Below are 21,143 nucleotides of genomic sequence, written 5' to 3'. Positions count from 1 at the left end.
GATATAGATAAAGATTTTAATAAAATGTAAGAGGGGTAAATTTGATAGATTATAATGAATTTGAAGAAATCGTTGTAAATGTTTTAGAAAGAGATATTTCTTCAAATGAAGACCAGAAATTAGCTATTTCATCACCTAAGGATCAATCATTATTCATTGTTGCAGGGCCTGGTTCTGGAAAAACTACAGTTATGGTTCTTAAGATATTGAAGTTTATTTTTGTTGATGATGTTTCACCGAATGAGATTTTGGCAACCACTTTTACAAGAAAGGCAGCAAGTGAGCTCTTATCCCGTATTCTTAGTTGGGGAGACAAGATAAAGTCTAAGCTCATTGCCAGTTATATGGATAAGATGTTCAGCGGTGAAATAAGTGATGATTCCATAATCAAGGAAATCAATAGAATTGATTTCAATCAGATCAATATAGGAACAATAGACAGTATCGCAGATGAATTATTGCGTATTCATCGTCAAGCAGGAACAAGCCAACCTATTTTAATTGAGGATTTTGTTGCAAATTCTGTAATGATAAATGAATGCCTGCTAAAGGAAGACAGATATAAGCATGACTCATTGCAGGAGTATTTGGCAGAGATAACAGGTAAGCAATCCAATACTGATGAGAAGCCTAAAGTAAAGAATCTGACAATGATGGCAAGCATATTGATTGAAATCAAGGAACACATTTACTATAACATGATAGACATCAATAATATTTTAAAAAACATTCAATCTACAGAAATTGGAAAGCAGCTTGCTTTAAAACTAATTTTAGAATATGTTGAAATACTTAAAGGTCAGAACATCTATGATTTTGCAATGCTTGAAACTGAATTCCTAAGGAGATTGGATTCAGATAGCTTAAGTGCATTCTTAAATGATATAAAGATTATTTTAGTGGATGAATATCAGGATACAAACCTATTGCAAGAGAGCATTTACTTTAAAATTGCAGAATCTGCAATTAGAAATGGGGGAAACATCACTGTAGTAGGTGATGATGACCAGTCTTTATATAGGTTTAGAGGAGCTAGTGTAGACTTATTCACTAATTTCATTGAAAGAATAGCTAAAATTGGAATTGAAGCAAGGGAAGTTAACTTAAAAACCAATTACAGATCTACTGAAAACATCATTGACTTATGCAATGACTTTGTTGAACTGGATGATGAATACCAATCTGCAAGGGTTAAGGAAAAGCCAAAGATTGAAGTTCCAAGCTTAAACGCTGATGATTCAAATCAAGTGCCTATTTTAGGAATGTTTAGAAACAATGAACATATTCTATCAAATGATTTGGCTAGATTCATTGATGAATTGAATAGAAATGGAATAGTCAAACGCAAGATTAAGAGAGTTTTAACTAAAGAGGATAATCAGAAATTTAATTCAGACAATAAGACAACCTTAATCAATTATAGGGATAAAGGATTTGATTTGGCTGAAGGTGAAGATGAAATAGTCATTGAACTTGGAGATGAGGGTTCTGCTGAAGACATTGCATTTTTAACATATTCCCCTAAGGAGCTTACTGCTACAGGAAGCCGTACATTCACTTTTGCATTGAAAAAGCAATTGGCAAGACTAAGGCATCCTATTGATGTCTTTAACCCTAGAGGCCAAGATTTGCAAAATATCGATTGTGTAGCTGTCTTTTGCGGTTTGATGTTGGAATGCATTGACCCTAATTCAAGATATCAAAGAACTAATGATAAATTGCCAAATGCCGCAAGCAGGAATATGACCGTTTGGCGTAGAAAGGCAAATTCATATATCAAGGATGTCAATCCGGAACCTCATTCACCGGTTTCATTAGAGAAATTCGTAACTCATTGGCAAATCAGACATCCATTTTCATCTGATGAATCAAAGGATATCAAATGGCCTACAAAAGCTAATCTTATGGAATTGGCTTATAAATTGGTCAGTTGGATACCTGAATTCCAGGAAGATGATGAAGGTGTGGTGTATCTAAAGGCGATTACACAAACAATTACACAAACAAGTTTCTTCAATAAGTATTCCGCTAATATTGATTTCTCTTCCCCAGAGGCTGAAAAGGAATCAATCAATGAAGCATTATTAAACATTTTTGTTCCAATAGCCAGTGGCGGGGTGCAGATTGATGAGAATTATTTTGAAGTCATTCCTTCTAATCGTTTCAATATCATGTCCATTCATCAGGCAAAAGGATTGGAATTTCCTCTCGTAATTGTTGATGTAGGATCAAGATTTAAGAAGAACCTATCAAAAGATGCTAATTTAAGATTCCCTAAAGATGCAGATTCCTCTTCGATTATTCAGGATAGGGTTAAAAAATACAGTTCAATGTCCAATAATAATAGGGATTCTAAAGACATGGCATTTGATGATTTGACAAGATTGTATTTTGTTGCATTCTCCAGAGCAAAAGATGTTTTGCTATTAGTTGGATTAAATCCAAACATTGATGGATATAAACAAAATGAAAAACAAATGAAAATACCTAATGTTGCATTAGGTTGGAATAGGGATGAAGAATTTATAGGGTTTGACAATATATTTTTAATTTAATTAATCGTTATTTTAAGTAAATTATATGAAACTTTATATGGAAATTTATAATTAAAGTTAATTTATTAGATTGGTGTAAAAATGAAATTATCAACTAGATCAAGGGAATATATCATACCGGAATATAGCTTAACTGGTGATTTATTATCATTTTTAACTTGCAATTTACAATACCGTTACCAAAACAAGGGAAATCTTCCACCTTCAATGCCTGTGCAATTATGGTTTGGTGAATTCATTCATGGAGCATTGGAAGAGGCATTTTTAAAATGGAAAAAATATTCAAATACAGAAAGATTAAGGTTCCCTTGGGACTGGGAAGAGGAAATAAAGCCAATTGAGGATACAATTACCGGCAGATTAAAGGTTAAAGGATTGAATCCTCCATATGAATATGTAAACAATTATGGCCCTAAGGATAATATTTATAGTGCGAGATTAGAGCGTTCCATTAACCTCTGGGGACCTCATTTATTCCCTTTAATTGAAGATACAGAAGTATTGATTAAAGGGTTAAGGCATTTGAATGATCAAAATGCCAGGTCTGATTACTACTCAATTAATGGTGTTGTTGATGTATTAAGTTCAAAAATGGTGGATAAGTTTTATCAAAAGACCAATAATAATCCACTTCAACAAACATTGGATGATTATTTCAATCTTTCTCAAACAAACAGCATAATAAGTTACCTGTATAATAATGATGAGTTCAAGAAACTACTGGATGATGAATTGAATGAATATGAAATTATCATAGATTATAAGGGTATGAGAAGGCCAAGTGCACCATCTAAAGAGGAATTATCACAAATTCAATCATTTATGGAAAACGGCGAGCTTTTTGATTCTGAAGAATATGAAAAATATAAGGTATGGATTCAGCATGAATGGCAGATATTAACCTATGCTTGGCTTAGAAAAAATCAGGAAAATTCAGATAAGCCAATCGTAGGAATTATCTTTTACTTGAATGAATTGGTTCCATCAAATGATGACTTAAAGGCAATTAAGGAAGATTTATTGAATAATCAAACTGACATTTCCCTAAATCACATTCTTGATGAGGACTGGGAAAGATTAAGGAATTGGAATGAAGACTCAGAAATAGCTATTCATAGGGACTTGTCAGACAAATTCAAGATGGACAGATCCATTAGAATAATCAATGTTGAAGAGGAATTGATAGATAATTCCCTATATCAATTCGATAATGTTGTAAATGATATTGAATCATCCTTGATAAAGGAAATGAATGGATGTAAAATCAAGGACGCTTGGAAAGCTGAAGCAGAGGATAGAACATGCAGTGCATGTGACTTTAGAACATTCTGCAATAAGAAAAAAGGTCAAGAATCAGAAAATAAGCAAGTGTTTACAATTCCTTAAACAAATAAAAAAAGAATAAAAAGAGTTAGTTATAATTTCTTATAACTACTTTATTAAAATTTTTAAAATTAAATATTTTCAAATGCTTCCAATAATGGTTTTAGGCTATCACAAGGTAAACCTATGATGATTTCCTCATCTACGATTCCTGCATAACCTCTGGAACCATTGCATGCTAAAGTGGTATTAACCTTATTAGTTACATAAGGAGCACTTACTGCATCTGCACATAATGATTGAATACCTGCACAGCTGGATTCCACTTTACCACCATGATTGTAAACAATTCCTTGAGCAATGTACATTCCGAATTTAGGAAGTGTGATGACAATAACTACATCTGGAATAAAGTCAGCTTTTTCCAAAGGCGCATAGATGATTCCTAAGCTTTGTTCATCTTTTCTTGGAATGTTATCTATTACTGATTTAGCGGTTTCAACACTATCAAATCTGCCTAATTTATAATAGAATTCACCAGAAGCAATTTTAGGTGGGAGAGGTTCCAATCCCATTGCACTTGATCCGCCTTTACATTTTTGTTCTGCAGCAGTTGCATAGAAAATAGCTCCATCAGCTGCTTTGGTAACCATTTCACAATGTCTAAGGTTTTCTCCTATTTTTTCAATACCCTCTGGAATTTCACTTTCATCGTTGAAAAACTTGATAGCTACTGGAAGTCTAGTTAGGTTAAGTTTCTCTTTTAAAACTTCTGCAGTTTTTACATTATCTTCCTTTTTATAATCCATATTATCACCAATTAAATTAATTCATAATGATATTTAATTAATTATTTCTATATTGTCATATATTAAGGTTATGAATTATTATTCATTATACTTATTTTTTCTTTGATTTTAAACTAATTTATAAAAATTATTGAATTATTTTATATTATTTTTTTCTAAATTCTACAATAAGTTTATATGATTTAAAAGTTAATATTATATTTGTTTATAGTTTTAATAAACAAGAATATTTTTTAAATTAATTTATTAATAATTTGGGCTTAAATTAATTTATATTGTATTAATTTTATTTATTTAATTTAGGGAAGCAATATAATGAGTGAATTAAAGATTATTTCATGGAATGTAAACGGTATTAGGACTCGTATAAAAAATAAGGATGTAAATCCAGTATTAGAAAAAGAAGCTGATATCATATTATTCCAAGAAACAAAAACAGATTATGAGAAGATGGATAAGAAATTCTTGGATAAATGTGGATATGAATACTACTTCTTAAAAGGAGAAAGCGCTAGAACTGGTGGATTAGCTACATTTACCAAAGAAAAACCTTCTATAGTAAGAAGATTCTTCAGAGAATCTGCTGATGCATTAGGAAGGGCATCTATCTTAAATTATGATAATTTTTCTTTAATTCATGTTTATGCTCCTGTAGGAACTGGTGCTAAAGCTAAATTAAATGAAAAACTTGATTACCTTAATAACCTATTATCCTTTGCAGAATTATCTAAGGATAAGGATCTAATCATTGCAGGTGACTTTAATATTGCTCACAAGGAAGAGGATATTTCTGACTTGGATACTAAAGTTACATTCACTGATGAAGAAAGAGAAGTTTTAGACAAGTTAGAATCCTTAGGTTTCGTTGATGCTTTCAGATTATTCAATAATGAAGAAAAGCAATTCACTTCCTGGAAAAATCAAGAAGCTCGTGAAAACAATGAGGGTGCACGTTTAGATTATTTCTTTGTTTCCAAATCATTAGCAGATAAAGTTAAATCATGCACTATTTTAGATGAAATTGACAGTTCTAAACATGCTCCAATAGAGTTAATTTTAGATATTTAATTATTTTCTAAATTTTATTTATAATTTAACTCTATTTTTTCTTATTTTTTATTCTATTTTTCACTTTTTCTATTTTCTAAATTTTATTCATTTTCTATTTTTTTTGTTAATTTTTTCATTTTTAAAATTTTATCATATTTTTTATTCTTTTTAAAAAATCTTAAGTTCATTTCAGATTATACTAACTTTTATTAATTAGAATATACATATATAAATACATATAATAGATTACTATCGATAATCAACTAAAATATATAAAAAAATCATATGTGAAACTATGAAAGCAGCTGTTATAGGATTAGGTGTAGAAGGCAAAAAAGCTTTAAATTCCTTATTGAAACACAATTGGGAAGTGTATGCTACTGATTTGAATATTAATATAGATTTAGATAATTTGCCTATATCCCTTGCAGGTGTTGATATTTCTCCACAGAAAGATAAAATCAGCTTCATTAAAGATAATTTTTCCATTGATTTAGGATTTAACAATCAGGAAGAAATAGATCTATGTGATGCAGTTGTTTTAAGTCCAAGCATATGGGGAAGCAAAATAGCTGAGCATTATAAGGACTCCCATAAATTGCTTTGTGATGTTATAACAAAACATAAAAACATGTTCACTATTGGAGTAACTGGAACCAATGGAAAAACCACTACAGTAAGCATGATTAAGGAAATCCTTGAAAATGCAGGGAAAAATGTTTTGGTTGGAGGAAATGCTGGTGGTGGATTTGAAGGTTACTATGACCTTATCCTCGAAGCTGAAAATGGAGATTATGATGTTTTGCTTGTTGAAGTCTGCGATATGACAGTTGGCTTCTGCAGCTATTGTTTTGACTTTGATTTAATTGCCCTTACAAATATGGGTAATGATCATATGAATGTTCATGGTTCAATGGAAGGTTATAAAGATTCACTTAAAGGATTTTTCAATGGTAAAACTATATTTATCAATGAAAATCAGGAATATGCTAATGAATTTAAGGAAGTGGCTGAATCAACCATTGAATATGATGAAACAGAATATGATTTAGGCTTGTTTGGTAAATTCAATAAATTGAATGCAGGTCTTAGTGAAGCTATCGCTAATTATATTGATAAAAACTTCTTTAACATTGATGAAAGCATAATAAAGGATAGCTTGGAAAATTTCAAGCCAGTTAAAGGTCGTTTAGAAGTATTGAAATTGAATGATTGCGAGATATACATTGGAAAATCTGACAATTCCGATGCAATTAAGCCAATATTGGAGGAAGTTGATTTCTCAGCTATCTTTGTAGGAACTCCAAGACATAATGAGAATCACAGACTTGATATATTGAATGAAGTCGTAAATGCCAATCCAAAAGCAATTATTCTCTTTCCAGGATTGGAAGATACATTAGATCAAGCTAAATATAGATTAAATTCTCTAAATTATAAAGGAAGAATTGAAATAGCCAATAATCTCGATGAAATAATTGCATTCGTTGCTGAGTTTTCACATGAGAACGCTATTTTGATTGGAGGAAATGGTCAGGAAAACATCATAAAAATACAGGATAGGCTGAAGCAGATTTGTGATTCCTATAATCCTAAGGAAAATAAGTTAATGTTTGAATAAATAAGGAGATATCTAGCATTATTAATTAAATTCATAATCATAAATTTATTAGTTAAGATTTAAATAAAGGAAGTGTAAGTATTAGCTCAAGAAGTTTAACACAAAGAAATTCATTTAAGATATTTATTGCATTAATTGCAATAATCATTGTTCTAATACCTGTCTCCCTTGCCACTACAACCACTCATCATCAGAATATGAGTGAAATAGCTAAGTATGATAACGGAAGCACTGTATTTGCAGGAGATAATGTAATAGATAAAAACAAGATAAATAAATACCCTATAGTCTCTAATTTAGGCTCTCTACTAACCCAAATAGGAGATGGAGAGATTGTGGATGCATTTTTCTCAATTGCCACAGGGGCAGTTCCAACTCCTTCATCTGAATTGCTTTACGGTAATGTAAGTTCAGACGGTATAGTAGATGAATTTGAAGGGCCTGGATATGTGGTTGTAGATAATGATAAGATTACTGTAAATCCTCCTGGAGAGTTTGTTTGGGGATATAATAGCCCATATTTACAAGCTAAAATCGTTCCTGATGGAATAGACATTTTCAATAATAAAACCAATCAAACAGTAGGTCATATTGATCCAAAAACCATGACTAATGATACAATTCCGGGTCAAAGGGTAAATGTGGAAACCTTAAAGTATTGGTACAACCATTATGGTCAAGGCTCTAAATACAATTTAGATTACTGTATTAATGGTTTTAATGATAATAGGTCATACATTACTCCAGATATGTTAAAAGAAAAGTTCCCAGAAGCTTATGAGTATTCTCTCAAATATCCTGGAGGTTCTCCAGTTGTTGTTTATGGTGAAAACTATACAGAAACCAAAGTGGCAAGCACATACACTTATTTGGATTCTCACCCACAATACAATGATAGAAACAGGGAATTCAATGCAAAACAGTTTGTAAAAGCTTGGAACGGTACTATAATCCCTTCAAATGCATATGGATGTGGTAGAGAAGGAGTAGGATTCAGTTCAGTACCTGAAAGTGATGCAGAATCCGGTATGGCTACACATGGAGTATGTCCTCCTGCAAGGTCACTTAGAAATGCTGTTTTATCTTTAGGATTCAGTTTGCCTATTGGTATGGATTCTGGACGTGATGCTGTGCTTTATGGTTTCAGCCCTTCCACTGGAATTAAGATCAATAACACTCTTAAATATCCAATTAAGATTAATATGTGGACTGAAGGTTCCGGTGCGGGAATGAGAATTTACACTGACATATATGAAATGATTCCTAATAGTTATATTGCTAACAATACCAATAGTACAAATTCAACAAACAGCACAAACAATTAATTCATTGATTAGTTCATTATTGAAAATTCATTGATTAATTATTAAATTTATTAAAATTTATTAAAATATATTAAAAATAATTTATTAATTAAGGTAATATTATGCTTACAGTCTCAGCAGTAATAACTGCAGCTGGAAAAAATTCTAGAATGAGAAAAGACCAGGAAAACTTGAATATTCCCCTACAAAACAAACTTACACTTCCATTAAAAAATGGGGAAAATTCCAGTACAATAATTGAAACTACAATTCATAATGTATTGAATACTCAAAATATTGATGAATGTATCGTAGTTCTTGGTCATTACTGTGAAGAAATATTGCCTTTTATTAATAATATTCATGATGATAGATTGAAAATTATTAAAAATGACCCTGTAAATGTAGGTCTATCTGTTTCTTTATTAAATGGTCTTCAAAATATTGATTCAGATATCGCTTTATGTGTTACTGGAGATCAGCCTACAGTGAGTACGGAAACTTTTAATAATATATTAAACACTCTTTTTAACTCAGATAATCCTAGAAAGACCATTTCCATTCTAAGAAGACGGAAGACTGGAAAATTGGATACTGCAGAAGGATTGGGAATGCCTTTTGCTGCAGATAGAATGGAATTGATCAAGTATCTGCATGATAAGGATGATAACTTGAATCCTATTTTAAGAGAGATATTTGCAGATGGATTTGACTTTTATGGTGTTAAGGAGAATCATCCAAATGAATTGATTAATATAAATCATTACAGTGAATACGAAAGTATTTTATAAAATTTTATACTAATTATATAATAATTAAAGGTGAAAATATGTCTTTTGAAAAAGAAATTAAATTAGTTGAAGAACTCTGTATGACTCCAGGTATTTCTGGACATGAAGAAAAGATTGCAGAGATTATTAAAAGAGAATTAAAAGATGTAGCTGATGATATTGAGACAGATTTAATGGGTAATGTAATAGCTACTAAAAAAGGTTCTTCTAAAAAAGGGCCAAAAGTTATGCTTGCAGCTCATATGGACGAAATTGGTTTGATGGTAAGATATATTGATGATAACGGTTACATTAAATTCTCAACCATTGGTGGAATAAATGACCAAATGTTAATGAATCAAACTGTTGTAATTCACTCTAAAAATGGTGATTTGACCGGTGTAATCGGTTCTAAACCACCTCACGTCACCAAACCTGAAGAGCGTAAGAAAGTTGTTCCTTATGATGAAATGTTCATTGATATCGGTGCAAAGGATAAGGAACAAGCTGAAGAAATGGTTTCAATTGGAGATCCAATTACTTTCAAATCATGGTTTGAAGCATTCCCTAATGACTTGGTAATGTGTAAAGCATTGGACAACCGTCTTGGATGTTATGTGATGATGGAAGTTTTAAAGAGAGTAGATTCCAAAGCAACCGTTTATGGTGTTGGAACAACTCAAGAAGAAGTTGGATTAAAAGGAGCTAAAGTAACTTCCTATAAATTAAACCCTGATATGGCATTTGCTCTTGATGTAACATTATCTGGTGACCATCCTGGAATCAAACCTGAAGAAGCTCCTGTAGTCATTGGAAAAGGGCCTGCAGTAATCATGATTGATGCTAGTGGAAGAGGAATCATAACTCCTAAAATCATTAGAGACTTATTGATTGGAACTGGAGAAAAAGAAGAAATTCCATTCCAGCTTGAAGTAAGTGATGGTGGTACAACTGATGGTACAGCTATTCACCTTACTAGAGAAGGTATTCCAACTGGTGTTTTATCTGTTCCAACTAGATACATTCACACTACTGTTAGTGTAGCAAGCATGGAAGATGTTGAAAACACTATCAAATTGATTGTAGCTGCTATTAACAGTTTAGAATAATAAGATAATTCTAATATTAAATTATCAATTTATTCTCTTTTTTTATTTTTTTTAAATTACTTATTAAATTTTTTCCATTTTTTCTAAAAATTTTTTTATTAATTTAAATTTTTGGAATTATATAAAAAAGTGAAAGGTATTTTATATTGTTATAGGTTTTAAATATGAATAGTGGAATTTATTGCATTATAAACAAAATTAATAATAAAATATATATTGGTCAATCCAAAAACCTTTTAAAAAGAAAAAAAGAACATAAAAAAGGTTTAAAATATGGAAAACACCACAATAGTCATTTACAAAATGCTTATGATAATTATGGAAAAGAAAATTTCTTTTTTAAAATCTTAATGTATTGTCCTCAAGAAGAATTAAATAAATATGAAGATTTTTTTATCAATATTTTTGATGCAACAAATCGTAATAAAGGGTATAATATTTTAGAGTTTGCTAATGAGAATCCAGTAAATAAACAAGAAGTTAGAGATAAAATTGGTTTATCTAATACTGGAAAAATCCGTACAGAAGAATGGAAAGCAAAAGCATCATATTGGAATCGTGGAAAAAGAAATGCTATGTACGGAAAACCTGGCACTTGGTTAGGAAAAAAATTTAGTGAAGAACATAAACAAAGGATAAGTAAAGCTCGTTTTAGAGAAGATATTCCTAATGGACATATTTTATACGATGAATGGAAGTCAGGATTAACTACTAGAGAATTAGCTGAGAAATATCATTGTTCTAAGGCAACCATTGAAAATAGGATAAAAGAATTAGGTTACACATTTGAAGGAAATTTGAAAGGAGAAAGACATCCTAGATGGACAGGACTTGCTACTGTTTCAAAAAGCGGTACTCAATCATATAACAATAAACCTAAATATCAATTATCATATCATGGTAAAATCATTAAACAAAGTTTAAATAAATCATTATTAGAAAAACTAGCTAATATGATTAATAATGGAACAGATATGAAAATTATTGATGAAGAGTTTAAAAAAGTATCTGCATTAGATAAAGCCAATGAAAATACTACAACTGGAATTTATATGCTTTCTAAACAAAAAAATGAAGAACTTTACCAAGGTTTTTATTGGAGATATACATATTATGATGAAAATGGTAAGAAAAAGAATATTTCTTCTGTTAATTTAAATAATATTAGAAATAAAGTTATAAGCAATGGATTAGAATGGTTAATAATTGATCAAGAACTGGCAAAACTATCTTTTAATGAAAATTATGAAAATATGCTTAAATATTCTAATTATACTGGAATATATAATGTTATAAAACAAGTGAAAAATGGAGAACAATATTTTGCATATAGATATTATGAAAATAAACGAACTAAATATATTCTTAGTAAAGATTTAAAGATTTTAGAAAAAAAAGTTAGAGATAAAGGGATGAAATGGGAAATCATAGATGATGAATTAGCAAACAAATGTTATTTTAATAATGATAAACGTTATTCTACTGGAATTTATAGACTTACTAAACAAAAGAAAGATGATGTTAAACAAGGATTTGTATGGAGTTATTCCTTTCAAGATGTAGAAAAGAAACAAAAAACAATTAATTATGTTGATTTAAATAATGTAAAAAATTATGTTTTAAACAACGGATTAGAATGGATTATACTTGATGAAAAATTAGCAAAACAATCTTTTGAAGAAAACAATAAAAATATAAAAAATAGTATAAAACCAACTAATACTGGGATATATCGAGTTAACAAAATTTTTATTAATGATAAAATAACTTACAGGTATGAATGTTATACTAATAAAAAAAGAATACGTCTTTCAGATAGAAATATAAATTCTTTAAAACAGAAAGTTAAAGAAAGAAATTTAGAATGGAAAATCATTGATGAGGAATTAGCAAATAAAATCTTAAAAAAATAAAAATTAAAATATGGAGATTAACCATAAGGACTGAATCCTTCTTGGAAATGCTCACATACTTCTTCTAACTTTTCTGGAATGTTTATTTTTTGTGTACAGTAATCAATGCAGGTTTCACATTGGGTGCAATCACTTGCAGGAACCTTTTCTTCACCTAATTTATCATAATATAATCTGTATATATTTGACTGTTTCTGTACACTATGATGATTATATAATCTGAAATACTCTGGAATTGGGATTTCCAATGGGCAAGCTTTAAGGCAATAGCCGCATTCACTGCATGGCACAGCAAGATTTTCCCTTAATTTATCTGCTTCTTCTAATAAGAACTCATGTTCCTCTTCGCTTAATGGCTCAAAGTTTTCAAAGGTATCTATATTATCCAATAGATCTTCCATCTTATTCATTCCACTTAAAACCATTTTTACATGTTCCAATGAAGCGCAGAACCTCATTGCAAAGCTTGCAATAGACTTATCAGGATTAAATGCCTTGAAATCATCATTGATGCTATCCGGTTGATTTACAATGACTCCACCTTTTAGCGGTTCCATAACATAAACGTCAAGTCCGTGCTTTACACATAAATCATAGCATTTGTGAGCTTCAATAGCTGGATCTTCCCAATCCAAGTAATTAAGTTCCAATTGGACTATATCAAGAATATCCGCATACTTATCAAGGAATTTCTCAAGCAAATCAGAGTTGTCATGGAAACTTATACCTATTTTCTTAGCTATTCCTTTTTCTTTCATGTTCTTTACATATTCAAAGGTATTGTGCTCTTCAGCTAACTTTAGCCATGGAACATTGATATTATGTACAAAAAATACGTCAAAATAGTCAATTCCAAGCCTTTCAAGCATGGTATTAACAAATTTATTATTATCCTCTTGGCTTGTCAATGCCCATGTAGGCATTTTATCACATATTTGGTAGGATTCACGAGGATATCTGTCAACAATTGCTTTTTTCATTGCAACTTCGCTTGTTCCATTATGATAAGCAAAAGAGGTGTCAAAGTAATTGAATCCTTTTTCCATATAGAGATCTACCATTTCATTAAATAAGTCCTAATCAATTTTAGTAGGGTCATTTGCATCAGTTTGAGGCAATCTCATGCATCCAAATCCAAATTTTGATTTATAATCCATTTTTTCACTCCAAATATTATTTTTTCACATTTTTAAATCCATAAAGCTTGATTAAATTAATTATTATTGTATATATAAACATGTTTTTATTAATTGTATATATAAATGTTTTTATATGAAAAAACTATTAAATTTAATCAAATAATTTTCTTTTATATCACTAAAAAAGAATAAATAATCCTTATTTTTCAAATTAAATATATTTTAGACATTTAAATAAAAATTGCTATTTACAAAACTTTATAAATTACTATAAATATAAATAATATTGTATAAAAAAATTATTAAGGATTTTATAAAAATATTCTAAAAATCTAATATTTTTTAAAATTTTTCTATATGATTTCACCTAAAAAGGGATTAGTAATATGCAATTCAGAACACCATCAAAAAACAACACTATATCTAATAAGGATATTGAGAAGGAGTTTAAGAATCTAAGAAAAGAACTCTTGGATTTAACCTTAAGAAACCCTCTTCTTAGCTTTAAGGCAAGGAACAGGAATCTCAGTATCATTAACCAAACACCTATGAATGCATATAAGATCCTTGTTTTAGAGAATAAGAAAATGTATTTCTCTCCTAATAAGGCAGAGACAAAGAAATCCAGAGCTCACACTTTCATAGATCAAACCAAGGAATTCTTATCTTCTGAAAGCGATAAAACCTTAAAAGCAGATTTGACACCTAGTGAGCTTCAGAAAAGACTATTTTATATTGACCAGCAATCTAAGACAATGGTTCAGGAACAAGGTTACAATATCTTGTACATTGCTCTTGGTTTTATAGAATGGATTGACAAGAAGAAACCAAGACAAAAGAACTTGGCTCCACTCATTCTTATCCCAGTAGCTATGGAACGTAAAAAGGTTGGAAACTCATTTTCATTATCCTGGACTGGAGAAGACATTCAAAACAACATCTCAATTCAAGCTAAATTGCGTGAAGCAGGAATAGAGCTTCCTAAATTTGAGCAAACATCATACATTGAAGGTGTAAACCAATACTTGGCAGATGTTAAAAAGGCAATCAGACCATTTAGCAAATGGGATGTTAAGGATGATGTGGCTTTAGGATTTTTCTCATTTACTAAATTTGTCATGTATAATGACTTGAATCCTGAAAGTTGGAGCAAAGATGTTGATTTAACTAAAAATGAGCTTATTCAATCAATATTTAATCCAAGCAAAAATGTTTATGAGGATACATTCGAGGAAGAGGATGTGGATGAAAAACTCCATTATAAGACAATGTATCAAGTCTTGGATGCTGATTCCTCACAGATTGCAGTTATAGAAAACGTAAAGGCAGGCCATAATTTAGTTGTAGAAGGGCCTCCAGGAACAGGTAAATCACAAACTATCGTAAACTTAATTGCAGAACTCATTGCAGAAGGAAAAACAGTTCTTTTTGTAAGTGAAAAAATGGCTGCTCTTGAAGTAGTAAAAAGCAGGTTGGATAGTGTTGGCCTTGGAAAATTCGTATTGGAATTGCATTCACACAAGACAAGACGAAAGCAATTCTTGAAAAACCTTAAAAAGGCAACTAATGTAAGGGCTACAAGGGATTTGAAATTGGATCAAACCTTAAGAAAGCTTGAGAATTTGCGTGACCAATTAGATCAATATGCTGAAATCATTCATCATCCAATAGCTAATGTCAATCTTACACCATTTGAATTGTATGGTATGAAAGAGTCCTCAGAAGACTATTTTGCAAGACAAAGCAAATTATTGCCTTTGGTTAGATTCAATAATGCTGAAGATTTAACCATGAAAGAACTGGATGATATTATCATATCATTAGAGAATTTAGCAGAATTATACTCAACTATCTCCAAAAACAATCCATGGAGCTATTGCAATCCAAAGAGTTTGCTTCCTGCGGATTTAAGGGAAATTGAATTATTGATTAGAGATAGCTTAGAGTCATTAAGTGACTTTAGATATGAAATGAATGTTGTTAATGAAGTCTATGGAATAAAAATTCCTAATACCTTAAAAGAGTATGAAGACTCAATTACCGCTTTAAACATTTTAAATAGTGAAAGTGCTAACTTAGTGGACAGTTCAATCTTGCTTAGCAAATATTGGTTTAATAGTCCAGAGAAATCCTTGGAACTCATTAAGCTATTGCAGCATTATCAGCATGCATCAGGATTATTCAATAAATTCTCAGATTACCTGCTTGTAGCAGATTTAGATACAATAATATATGATTTGGAAAAGGAATCCAATAAGAAATTCAAGCTCTTTGGTGGCAATTCCCATAAGGAAGAGCTTTATAAGCTTTATAACGGCAATGTGCCAAGTGATAGGGAAGCTTTAAATGACTTGATTAAAGTGAGAAACCATATCAAAATAAGACAAAGCCTCAAGGATAATGAAGCTCTTGGAAGAGCATACTTCGGTGATTTATGGAGTGAAAATGCAAATGTAAATGAATTGAAGCAAGTGGCAAATTGGATGAATAAATTTGTCTATCTCCTATCTAATGGCACTTTTAGTGAAACTACCGTTAAAATGCTTTCAAATGACCTTTTCCTTCCAGATATGGACTCAAGTATAGATGACTATGTTGAAAAAGGAAACAGATTCTATGAAAACCTTAAAAAACTGGAATCCAAATTAAATCCAAGAAGCAAAATCATCTTTAAAAGAGAAACAGATGATGTTCCATTCGATCAATGGGAAAATCAATTGAATAAATGGAAAGGACAATTATCAAGCTTACATTTATGGTCACAATATTCCAATACCAAAAGGGCATGCAGGAATAGTGAAGCGTCATTATTCATCAAAACCATTGAAAAAAGGAACATTAAGAAAGATGACGTCAAGCCAATGGTTTTAGGTAATTTTGCAGACAGCTTACTTAATATTGTATTTAACGAAAATGACACTTTAGCAACATTCATTGGCGAATTGCATGAAAACAGAATCAAGGAATTCAAGGATTTGGATGTAAAGATAATTAACTTGAATAGAAAAAGGATTTTCAATAAGCTAAATAGCCAAATTCCTAAGATATATGGTGCTGCAAATGACCCTGAAGCTAAGGTATTGGCTGGAGAATTTACAAGAAAAAGTGGCCATTTGCCTGTTAGAACATTGCTTGAAAAGGCAGGAGGAACCATTAAGAAGATTAAACCTGTCTTTATGATGAGTCCATTGTCCATTGCACAGTATCTTGATCCTACCAACCCTAAATTGCAATTTGATGTAGTCATTTTCGACGAAGCAAGTCAAGTTAAACCGGAGGATGCATTAGGTGCATTCATGAGAGGTAAGACTGCAGTTGTAATGGGAGACACTCAACAATTGCCTCCAACAAGCTTCTTTGACCAAATGACTGACAGTGAAAGTGGTGAAGAGGTAGCAACTGCATTGGATATGGAAAGTATTCTTCATTTATGTAAATTGTCATTCCCAGTTAAAATGCTTAAATGGCACTATAGAAGTCGTCATGAGTCTTTAATTAATATTTCAAATAGAGAGTTTTATGATAATGAATTACTTGTTTATCCATCTCCATCTCACACAGATCCTGAATTAGGACTTAAGTTCCATTATAATCCTAATACCCAATATCATAGAGGAGAAGGATCAGCTAACCCTCTTGAGGCAAAGGATGTAGTAAAGGAGATATTCAATCACTTTGCAAAATACGGTGACAAAAAGAGTTTAGGTGTAGGTACTTTCTCTGTAGCTCAAAAGAATGCAATTCTAGAGGAATTGGAAATTGAAAGAAAAGCCCATCCGGAATATGAGGCTCTCTTTTCAGAAAACAAGGAAGAAAGATTCTTTGTTAAAAACCTTGAAACTATCCAAGGAGATGAGAGGGATGTCATATTAATCAGTGTAGGATACGGTTATGACACAGAAGGTAAAATGTCATTGAACTTTGGCCCATTAAACCAGGATGGAGGAGAAAGACGTTTAAATGTACTTGTTACAAGAGCAAGGGAAAAATGTGTAGTATTCACTAACTTCAGGGCTCACGATATTCATTTGACTGCTAATCCGCCATTTGGTGTAAAATCATTGCAGGCATTCTTGGAATATGCTGAAAACTTGCATTATAACCAATCTGTCCAATATGAGGATTATGATGAAGCTCCATTTGAAGATGCAATTTGCAATTTCATAGCTGAAAACGGATATGAAGTGGATAAGAAGGTTGGTTGTGCAGGATTTAGAGTGGATTTAGCTATTAAAGATCCAGATAATCCTGGAAAATACATTTTAGGAATTCAATGTGACGGCCATAATTACGCTTCAAGTAAGGTAGCTAGAGACAGGGATAGATTAAGAGAACAAGTTTTAAATGGTTTAGGTTGGAATATCTATCATATCTGGTCTACTGATTGGTATAGAAACAGAGACTTGGCTAGAGCTAAGTTATTGGAGAATATTGAGTCTACAATTGTCAATACTAAAGTTAAGGACTTGAAGAAAAAGATCAATGATGTTGAATCAATGAAAATCAATCCTGTCACTACTGTCATTCTTGGAAAAGACGATGATGAAGAAGACAATGATGATTTCATAGAGGAGAGTGGAGAAGAGGATATTGGTATTGTAGATAATATTGCGGATAATGATTTGGCAAATATTAAATCCATTAAAGAGGAAATTAATGAAAAGGCCGAAAAGGATAAGGAAAAAGAAGATTTAATCAGTAAATACTTGGAAGGATTAGATGATGAATTAACTAAAAACTCTTCCAAAGAAGAAAAAACTTCTATTGATGATATTCCTGATCTTATCGATGATGAGGAAGAAGATATTGATTTCCAATCTATAGAAAATATTAAAATAGAAGATAAGAAGCCTAATGTTCCTAAAAATAATGGTATTAATAAGAAAATTAATGAGAATTTAAACAAAGAAAAAGATAAAAAAACTGATATTCCTAAAGAGAATATTAGAAAAGAAGAAAAGAATAAAAACAGATCTAATACTCATAAAAATCAAGAAAAAGTGAAAAAAACTAATTCAAAACCTCAAAGAAGTCCTAAATTCAATTCATCTAAAGATGATGTTTCATCTAAATTTGAAGCAAATTCAAAAGAGAAGAAAACTAATGTTAAAGATAATTCTTCAAATAAGAAAGACATTCTTGATGGTGAATTTAAAGTTAAAGAGAATGTAAATGGCTCTAATAAAGCCAAAAATACTTCAAATAGAAATAAGAATAATGGAAATACTGTGGCAAAATCTCTTATGAATAGATTAAGGAATATAGGGGATGAATTAGTAAATAATAGGCAAAACAATGGTTCTCAAAGCATAAAAGAACCTCAAAAAGCTCAGAAACCTAAAAAAGAGCAAATCAAAAAGTCTAATGAATCACAAGCTGAAAAATCTATTCCTCAAAAAGATGAAAATAGAAAAAATGATAAGAAATCTATTGAAAAAGAACCGCTTAAAGAGGAAATTGATGATTTTGATACAAATAACATTCATGATCAAATTGATGATAATGTGAATGAATTTGAAGAAAAGGAAAGTATTATTAGTGATGATGATATAGAATATACTACTGAAGGAAATCTTGAAGTGGATATTAAGGAAAACATTAAAAAGGATAATAAAGAAGACTTTGAAGATGAAATTTCTGAAGATATCAAAGGCGCACCAGTATACAGTTTCGAAGAAGATGAGGATGATGACGTAATTGTATTCAGCATTGAAGAGGATATTAAAGATGATATTGAAGATGATAGTGTAGATGACTTAGAAGACATTACAGAAGATATTATTCAAGAATTAAACGAAGAAGATTTAGAAACTAATGAATCTGAAGGTATTGAAAACATGAGAGAATATACAACTCGTAGAAGAAGGAAAGATGATGATGATGCATTTGATGATGCCCCAGATGTTATTGTTCCTATAAGTGCTGAAATTAGAAACAATAATCAAGATAATTCATATGAAGAAGATGGGGATTATATTTCTCCAATTGATGCAGATGAATTTGAAGAGTTTAATGAGGAATCTGAAGATTCAAGCAATGAAATAGATAATGATTCTCAATCAAATCATCAATCACAGGATAATGATGAGTCTTTCCATGATCCTAATAATCCAGATAGTCCATATTATTATAGTGCGGTAGGAATTGATAATGCTCTTAAAAAGAATGCTGTTCAATATCCTAGAAATAATGATAGGAATAAAACAGGACTTGCTGGAACTGTTAGCAGTCTAAAAAATGAAATGTTATACTTAAAAGCGTCTATGGATGAGATAGAAAATCCTACTGAAAGGGAAACAGTTTATGTAATAGACCGTAATGCTGATGATGAATTCTTTGAGGATCCATATGACCCGTATCAAGAGCCTGCAGTTATCGATAATACTCAAAATCCAAAAGAAGATAGTTATGAATCATTATTTACTTCTAAAAAACATGAATATTTAGATAAAATAGAAGAATACACTAATTCATCCTCTGATGGATATGTTGATGATTCTGCTAATTCATTCTTAGATGAAATTCCAGAATTTGATTATATTGACGATGAAACTGAACCAATTATCCCTATAAGTTCATCAATTAATCAGGAAACCACTACTTATGAAACCAATGCTGAAACTTATCCTTCTACTACTGAGCCTATTGTAGAAGAGTACATCCCAGAGGAATCCATTATTCTAGAAGAATTTGGAGATGAGTTTGATGATTCAGATGATGAGTTTGTGCATATAGATGACATAGAAATAGATGATGATACATTTGAAGATATAATCACTGATGTAGGCCAAGGCTATCAGGATATGGAAGATGAAAGAATTAAGGAAACTAATGTTCTTAGAGCTGTAGATAATACTAGATTAACTCCTACAGGTGAATTAAGCGATTATATTGAAGATTATAAGGAAATTGAAAATTTAATCATCCAATCCCCATCTGAAATCTATGAAGATGAAAAGAAATTGGCTACTGCAGTTATGGATATTGTAGCTGCTGAGGGTCCTGTTCATGTAGATACTGTAATCCGTAGATTAAGAGAAGGATGCGGATTATCCCGTGCAGGTACTAAGTTTAAAAATACCATCTTAGAAGTGATTGACAGAAATGAAAATCATTTACTTTTAATTAGAGAAAACGATTTCTTATTCATTGATTATGACTCTGTAAAGGTTAGAAAGAGAGTTAAACCTAATATTGATTTAATTTCTGAAGTCGAAATCGAAAAAGCAATTGATTTGGTATTAAGTTTTGAAAAATCATTGAAAGTTCAGGAGTTAGCTAAGAGTGTTTCCAGAACTTTTGGTTTCAGATCAACTTCTAAAAAGACTTCAAATAAAATCACTTTAGTCATTGATTCAATGATTGGCAAAGGAATTTTGATTAATAATAATGGTAAAATAGAATTTAGATAATTCATTTTACTATTTATTTTTTATATTAAACTGGTCATAAAATAAATCAATATTTTTATAGTGACTATTAAAATAATTAGGCGTTTCTTTGATAATTTTAATATTCTTGTTATATAATATATTTTATAACTATTGGAT

At 30.7% G+C, this 21,143-nt stretch carries 12 protein-coding genes; 9 read left to right on the top strand and 3 right to left on the bottom strand.

From position 1 onward, the window contains the following. Positions 1 to 41: 41 nt before the first annotated feature. Positions 42 to 2,555, top strand: coding sequence for a UvrD-helicase domain-containing protein (locus ACJMLB_RS05110; protein WP_405324213.1), 2,514 nt, complete (start codon positions 42 to 44; stop codon positions 2,553 to 2,555). An 81-nt stretch (positions 2,556 to 2,636) separates the two neighbouring features. Then, a complete protein-coding gene (locus ACJMLB_RS05105; RefSeq protein ID WP_405324211.1) occupies positions 2,637 to 3,941 on the top strand; it encodes a hypothetical protein in 1,305 nt (434 codons plus the stop codon). Between the two features lie 68 nt (positions 3,942 to 4,009). Here ACJMLB_RS05105 and ACJMLB_RS05100 read toward each other — a convergent pair whose 3' ends face one another. After that, the gene (locus ACJMLB_RS05100; protein ID WP_405324209.1) at positions 4,010 to 4,687 is read right to left on the bottom strand and encodes a DUF169 domain-containing protein; all 678 of its coding nucleotides are present in this window, start codon (positions 4,685 to 4,687) and stop codon (positions 4,010 to 4,012) included. A 315-nt stretch (positions 4,688 to 5,002) separates the two neighbouring features. Between ACJMLB_RS05100 and ACJMLB_RS05095 the strand changes: the two genes are divergently transcribed. Beyond that, entirely contained in the window at positions 5,003 to 5,755 is a 753-nt protein-coding gene (locus ACJMLB_RS05095; protein ID WP_405324207.1) for an exodeoxyribonuclease III, read from the top strand. A 277-nt stretch (positions 5,756 to 6,032) separates the two neighbouring features. Continuing rightward, positions 6,033 to 7,358 carry a Mur ligase family protein gene (locus tag ACJMLB_RS05090; protein WP_405324205.1) on the top strand — a complete coding sequence of 442 codons (1,326 nt, stop codon included), beginning with the start codon at positions 6,033 to 6,035 and terminating at the stop codon, positions 7,356 to 7,358. A 52-nt stretch (positions 7,359 to 7,410) separates the two neighbouring features. On the opposite strand, the gene ACJMLB_RS05085 is transcribed toward ACJMLB_RS05090, so the two are convergent. After that, the gene (locus ACJMLB_RS05085; protein ID WP_405324203.1) at positions 7,411 to 7,533 is read right to left on the bottom strand and encodes a hypothetical protein; all 123 of its coding nucleotides are present in this window, start codon (positions 7,531 to 7,533) and stop codon (positions 7,411 to 7,413) included. Positions 7,534 to 7,555: 22 nt separating this feature from the next. Here ACJMLB_RS05085 and ACJMLB_RS05080 point away from each other — a divergent pair, with 22 nt between their 5' ends. From ACJMLB_RS05080 to ACJMLB_RS05065, 4 genes are all read left to right on the top strand, one after another. Further along, positions 7,556 to 8,683, top strand: coding sequence for a hypothetical protein (locus ACJMLB_RS05080; protein WP_405324201.1), 1,128 nt, complete (start codon positions 7,556 to 7,558; stop codon positions 8,681 to 8,683). Positions 8,684 to 8,784: 101 nt separating this feature from the next. Further along, positions 8,785 to 9,453: an NTP transferase domain-containing protein gene (locus tag ACJMLB_RS05075; protein ID WP_405324199.1), complete on the top strand. Its 669-nt coding sequence runs from the start codon at positions 8,785 to 8,787 to the stop codon at positions 9,451 to 9,453. A gap of 38 nt (positions 9,454 to 9,491) precedes the next feature. Then, entirely contained in the window at positions 9,492 to 10,541 is a 1,050-nt protein-coding gene (locus ACJMLB_RS05070; RefSeq protein ID WP_405324197.1) for a M42 family metallopeptidase, read from the top strand. A gap of 164 nt (positions 10,542 to 10,705) precedes the next feature. Then, on the top strand, positions 10,706 to 12,454 hold the full coding sequence (locus ACJMLB_RS05065; protein ID WP_405324196.1) for a GIY-YIG nuclease family protein: 1,749 nt from the start codon (positions 10,706 to 10,708) through the stop codon (positions 12,452 to 12,454). Positions 12,455 to 12,471: 17 nt separating this feature from the next. Here the strand turns inward: ACJMLB_RS05065 and ACJMLB_RS05060 are convergent, their stop codons facing one another. Further along, positions 12,472 to 13,515: an aldo/keto reductase gene (locus ACJMLB_RS05060; protein WP_405324194.1), complete on the bottom strand. Its 1,044-nt coding sequence runs from the start codon at positions 13,513 to 13,515 to the stop codon at positions 12,472 to 12,474. Between the two features lie 464 nt (positions 13,516 to 13,979). Between ACJMLB_RS05060 and ACJMLB_RS05055 the strand changes: the two genes are divergently transcribed. Then, entirely contained in the window at positions 13,980 to 21,005 is a 7,026-nt protein-coding gene (locus ACJMLB_RS05055; protein WP_405324192.1) for a DUF3320 domain-containing protein, read from the top strand. Positions 21,006 to 21,143: the final 138 nt, after the last annotated feature.

Source organism: Methanobrevibacter sp. (assembly GCF_045114555.1).
Classification (GTDB): domain Archaea; phylum Methanobacteriota; class Methanobacteria; order Methanobacteriales; family Methanobacteriaceae; genus Methanobrevibacter.
The sequence above is the reverse complement of the archived record's forward strand: the minus strand, read 5'-3'. Positions and strand labels throughout refer to the sequence as shown.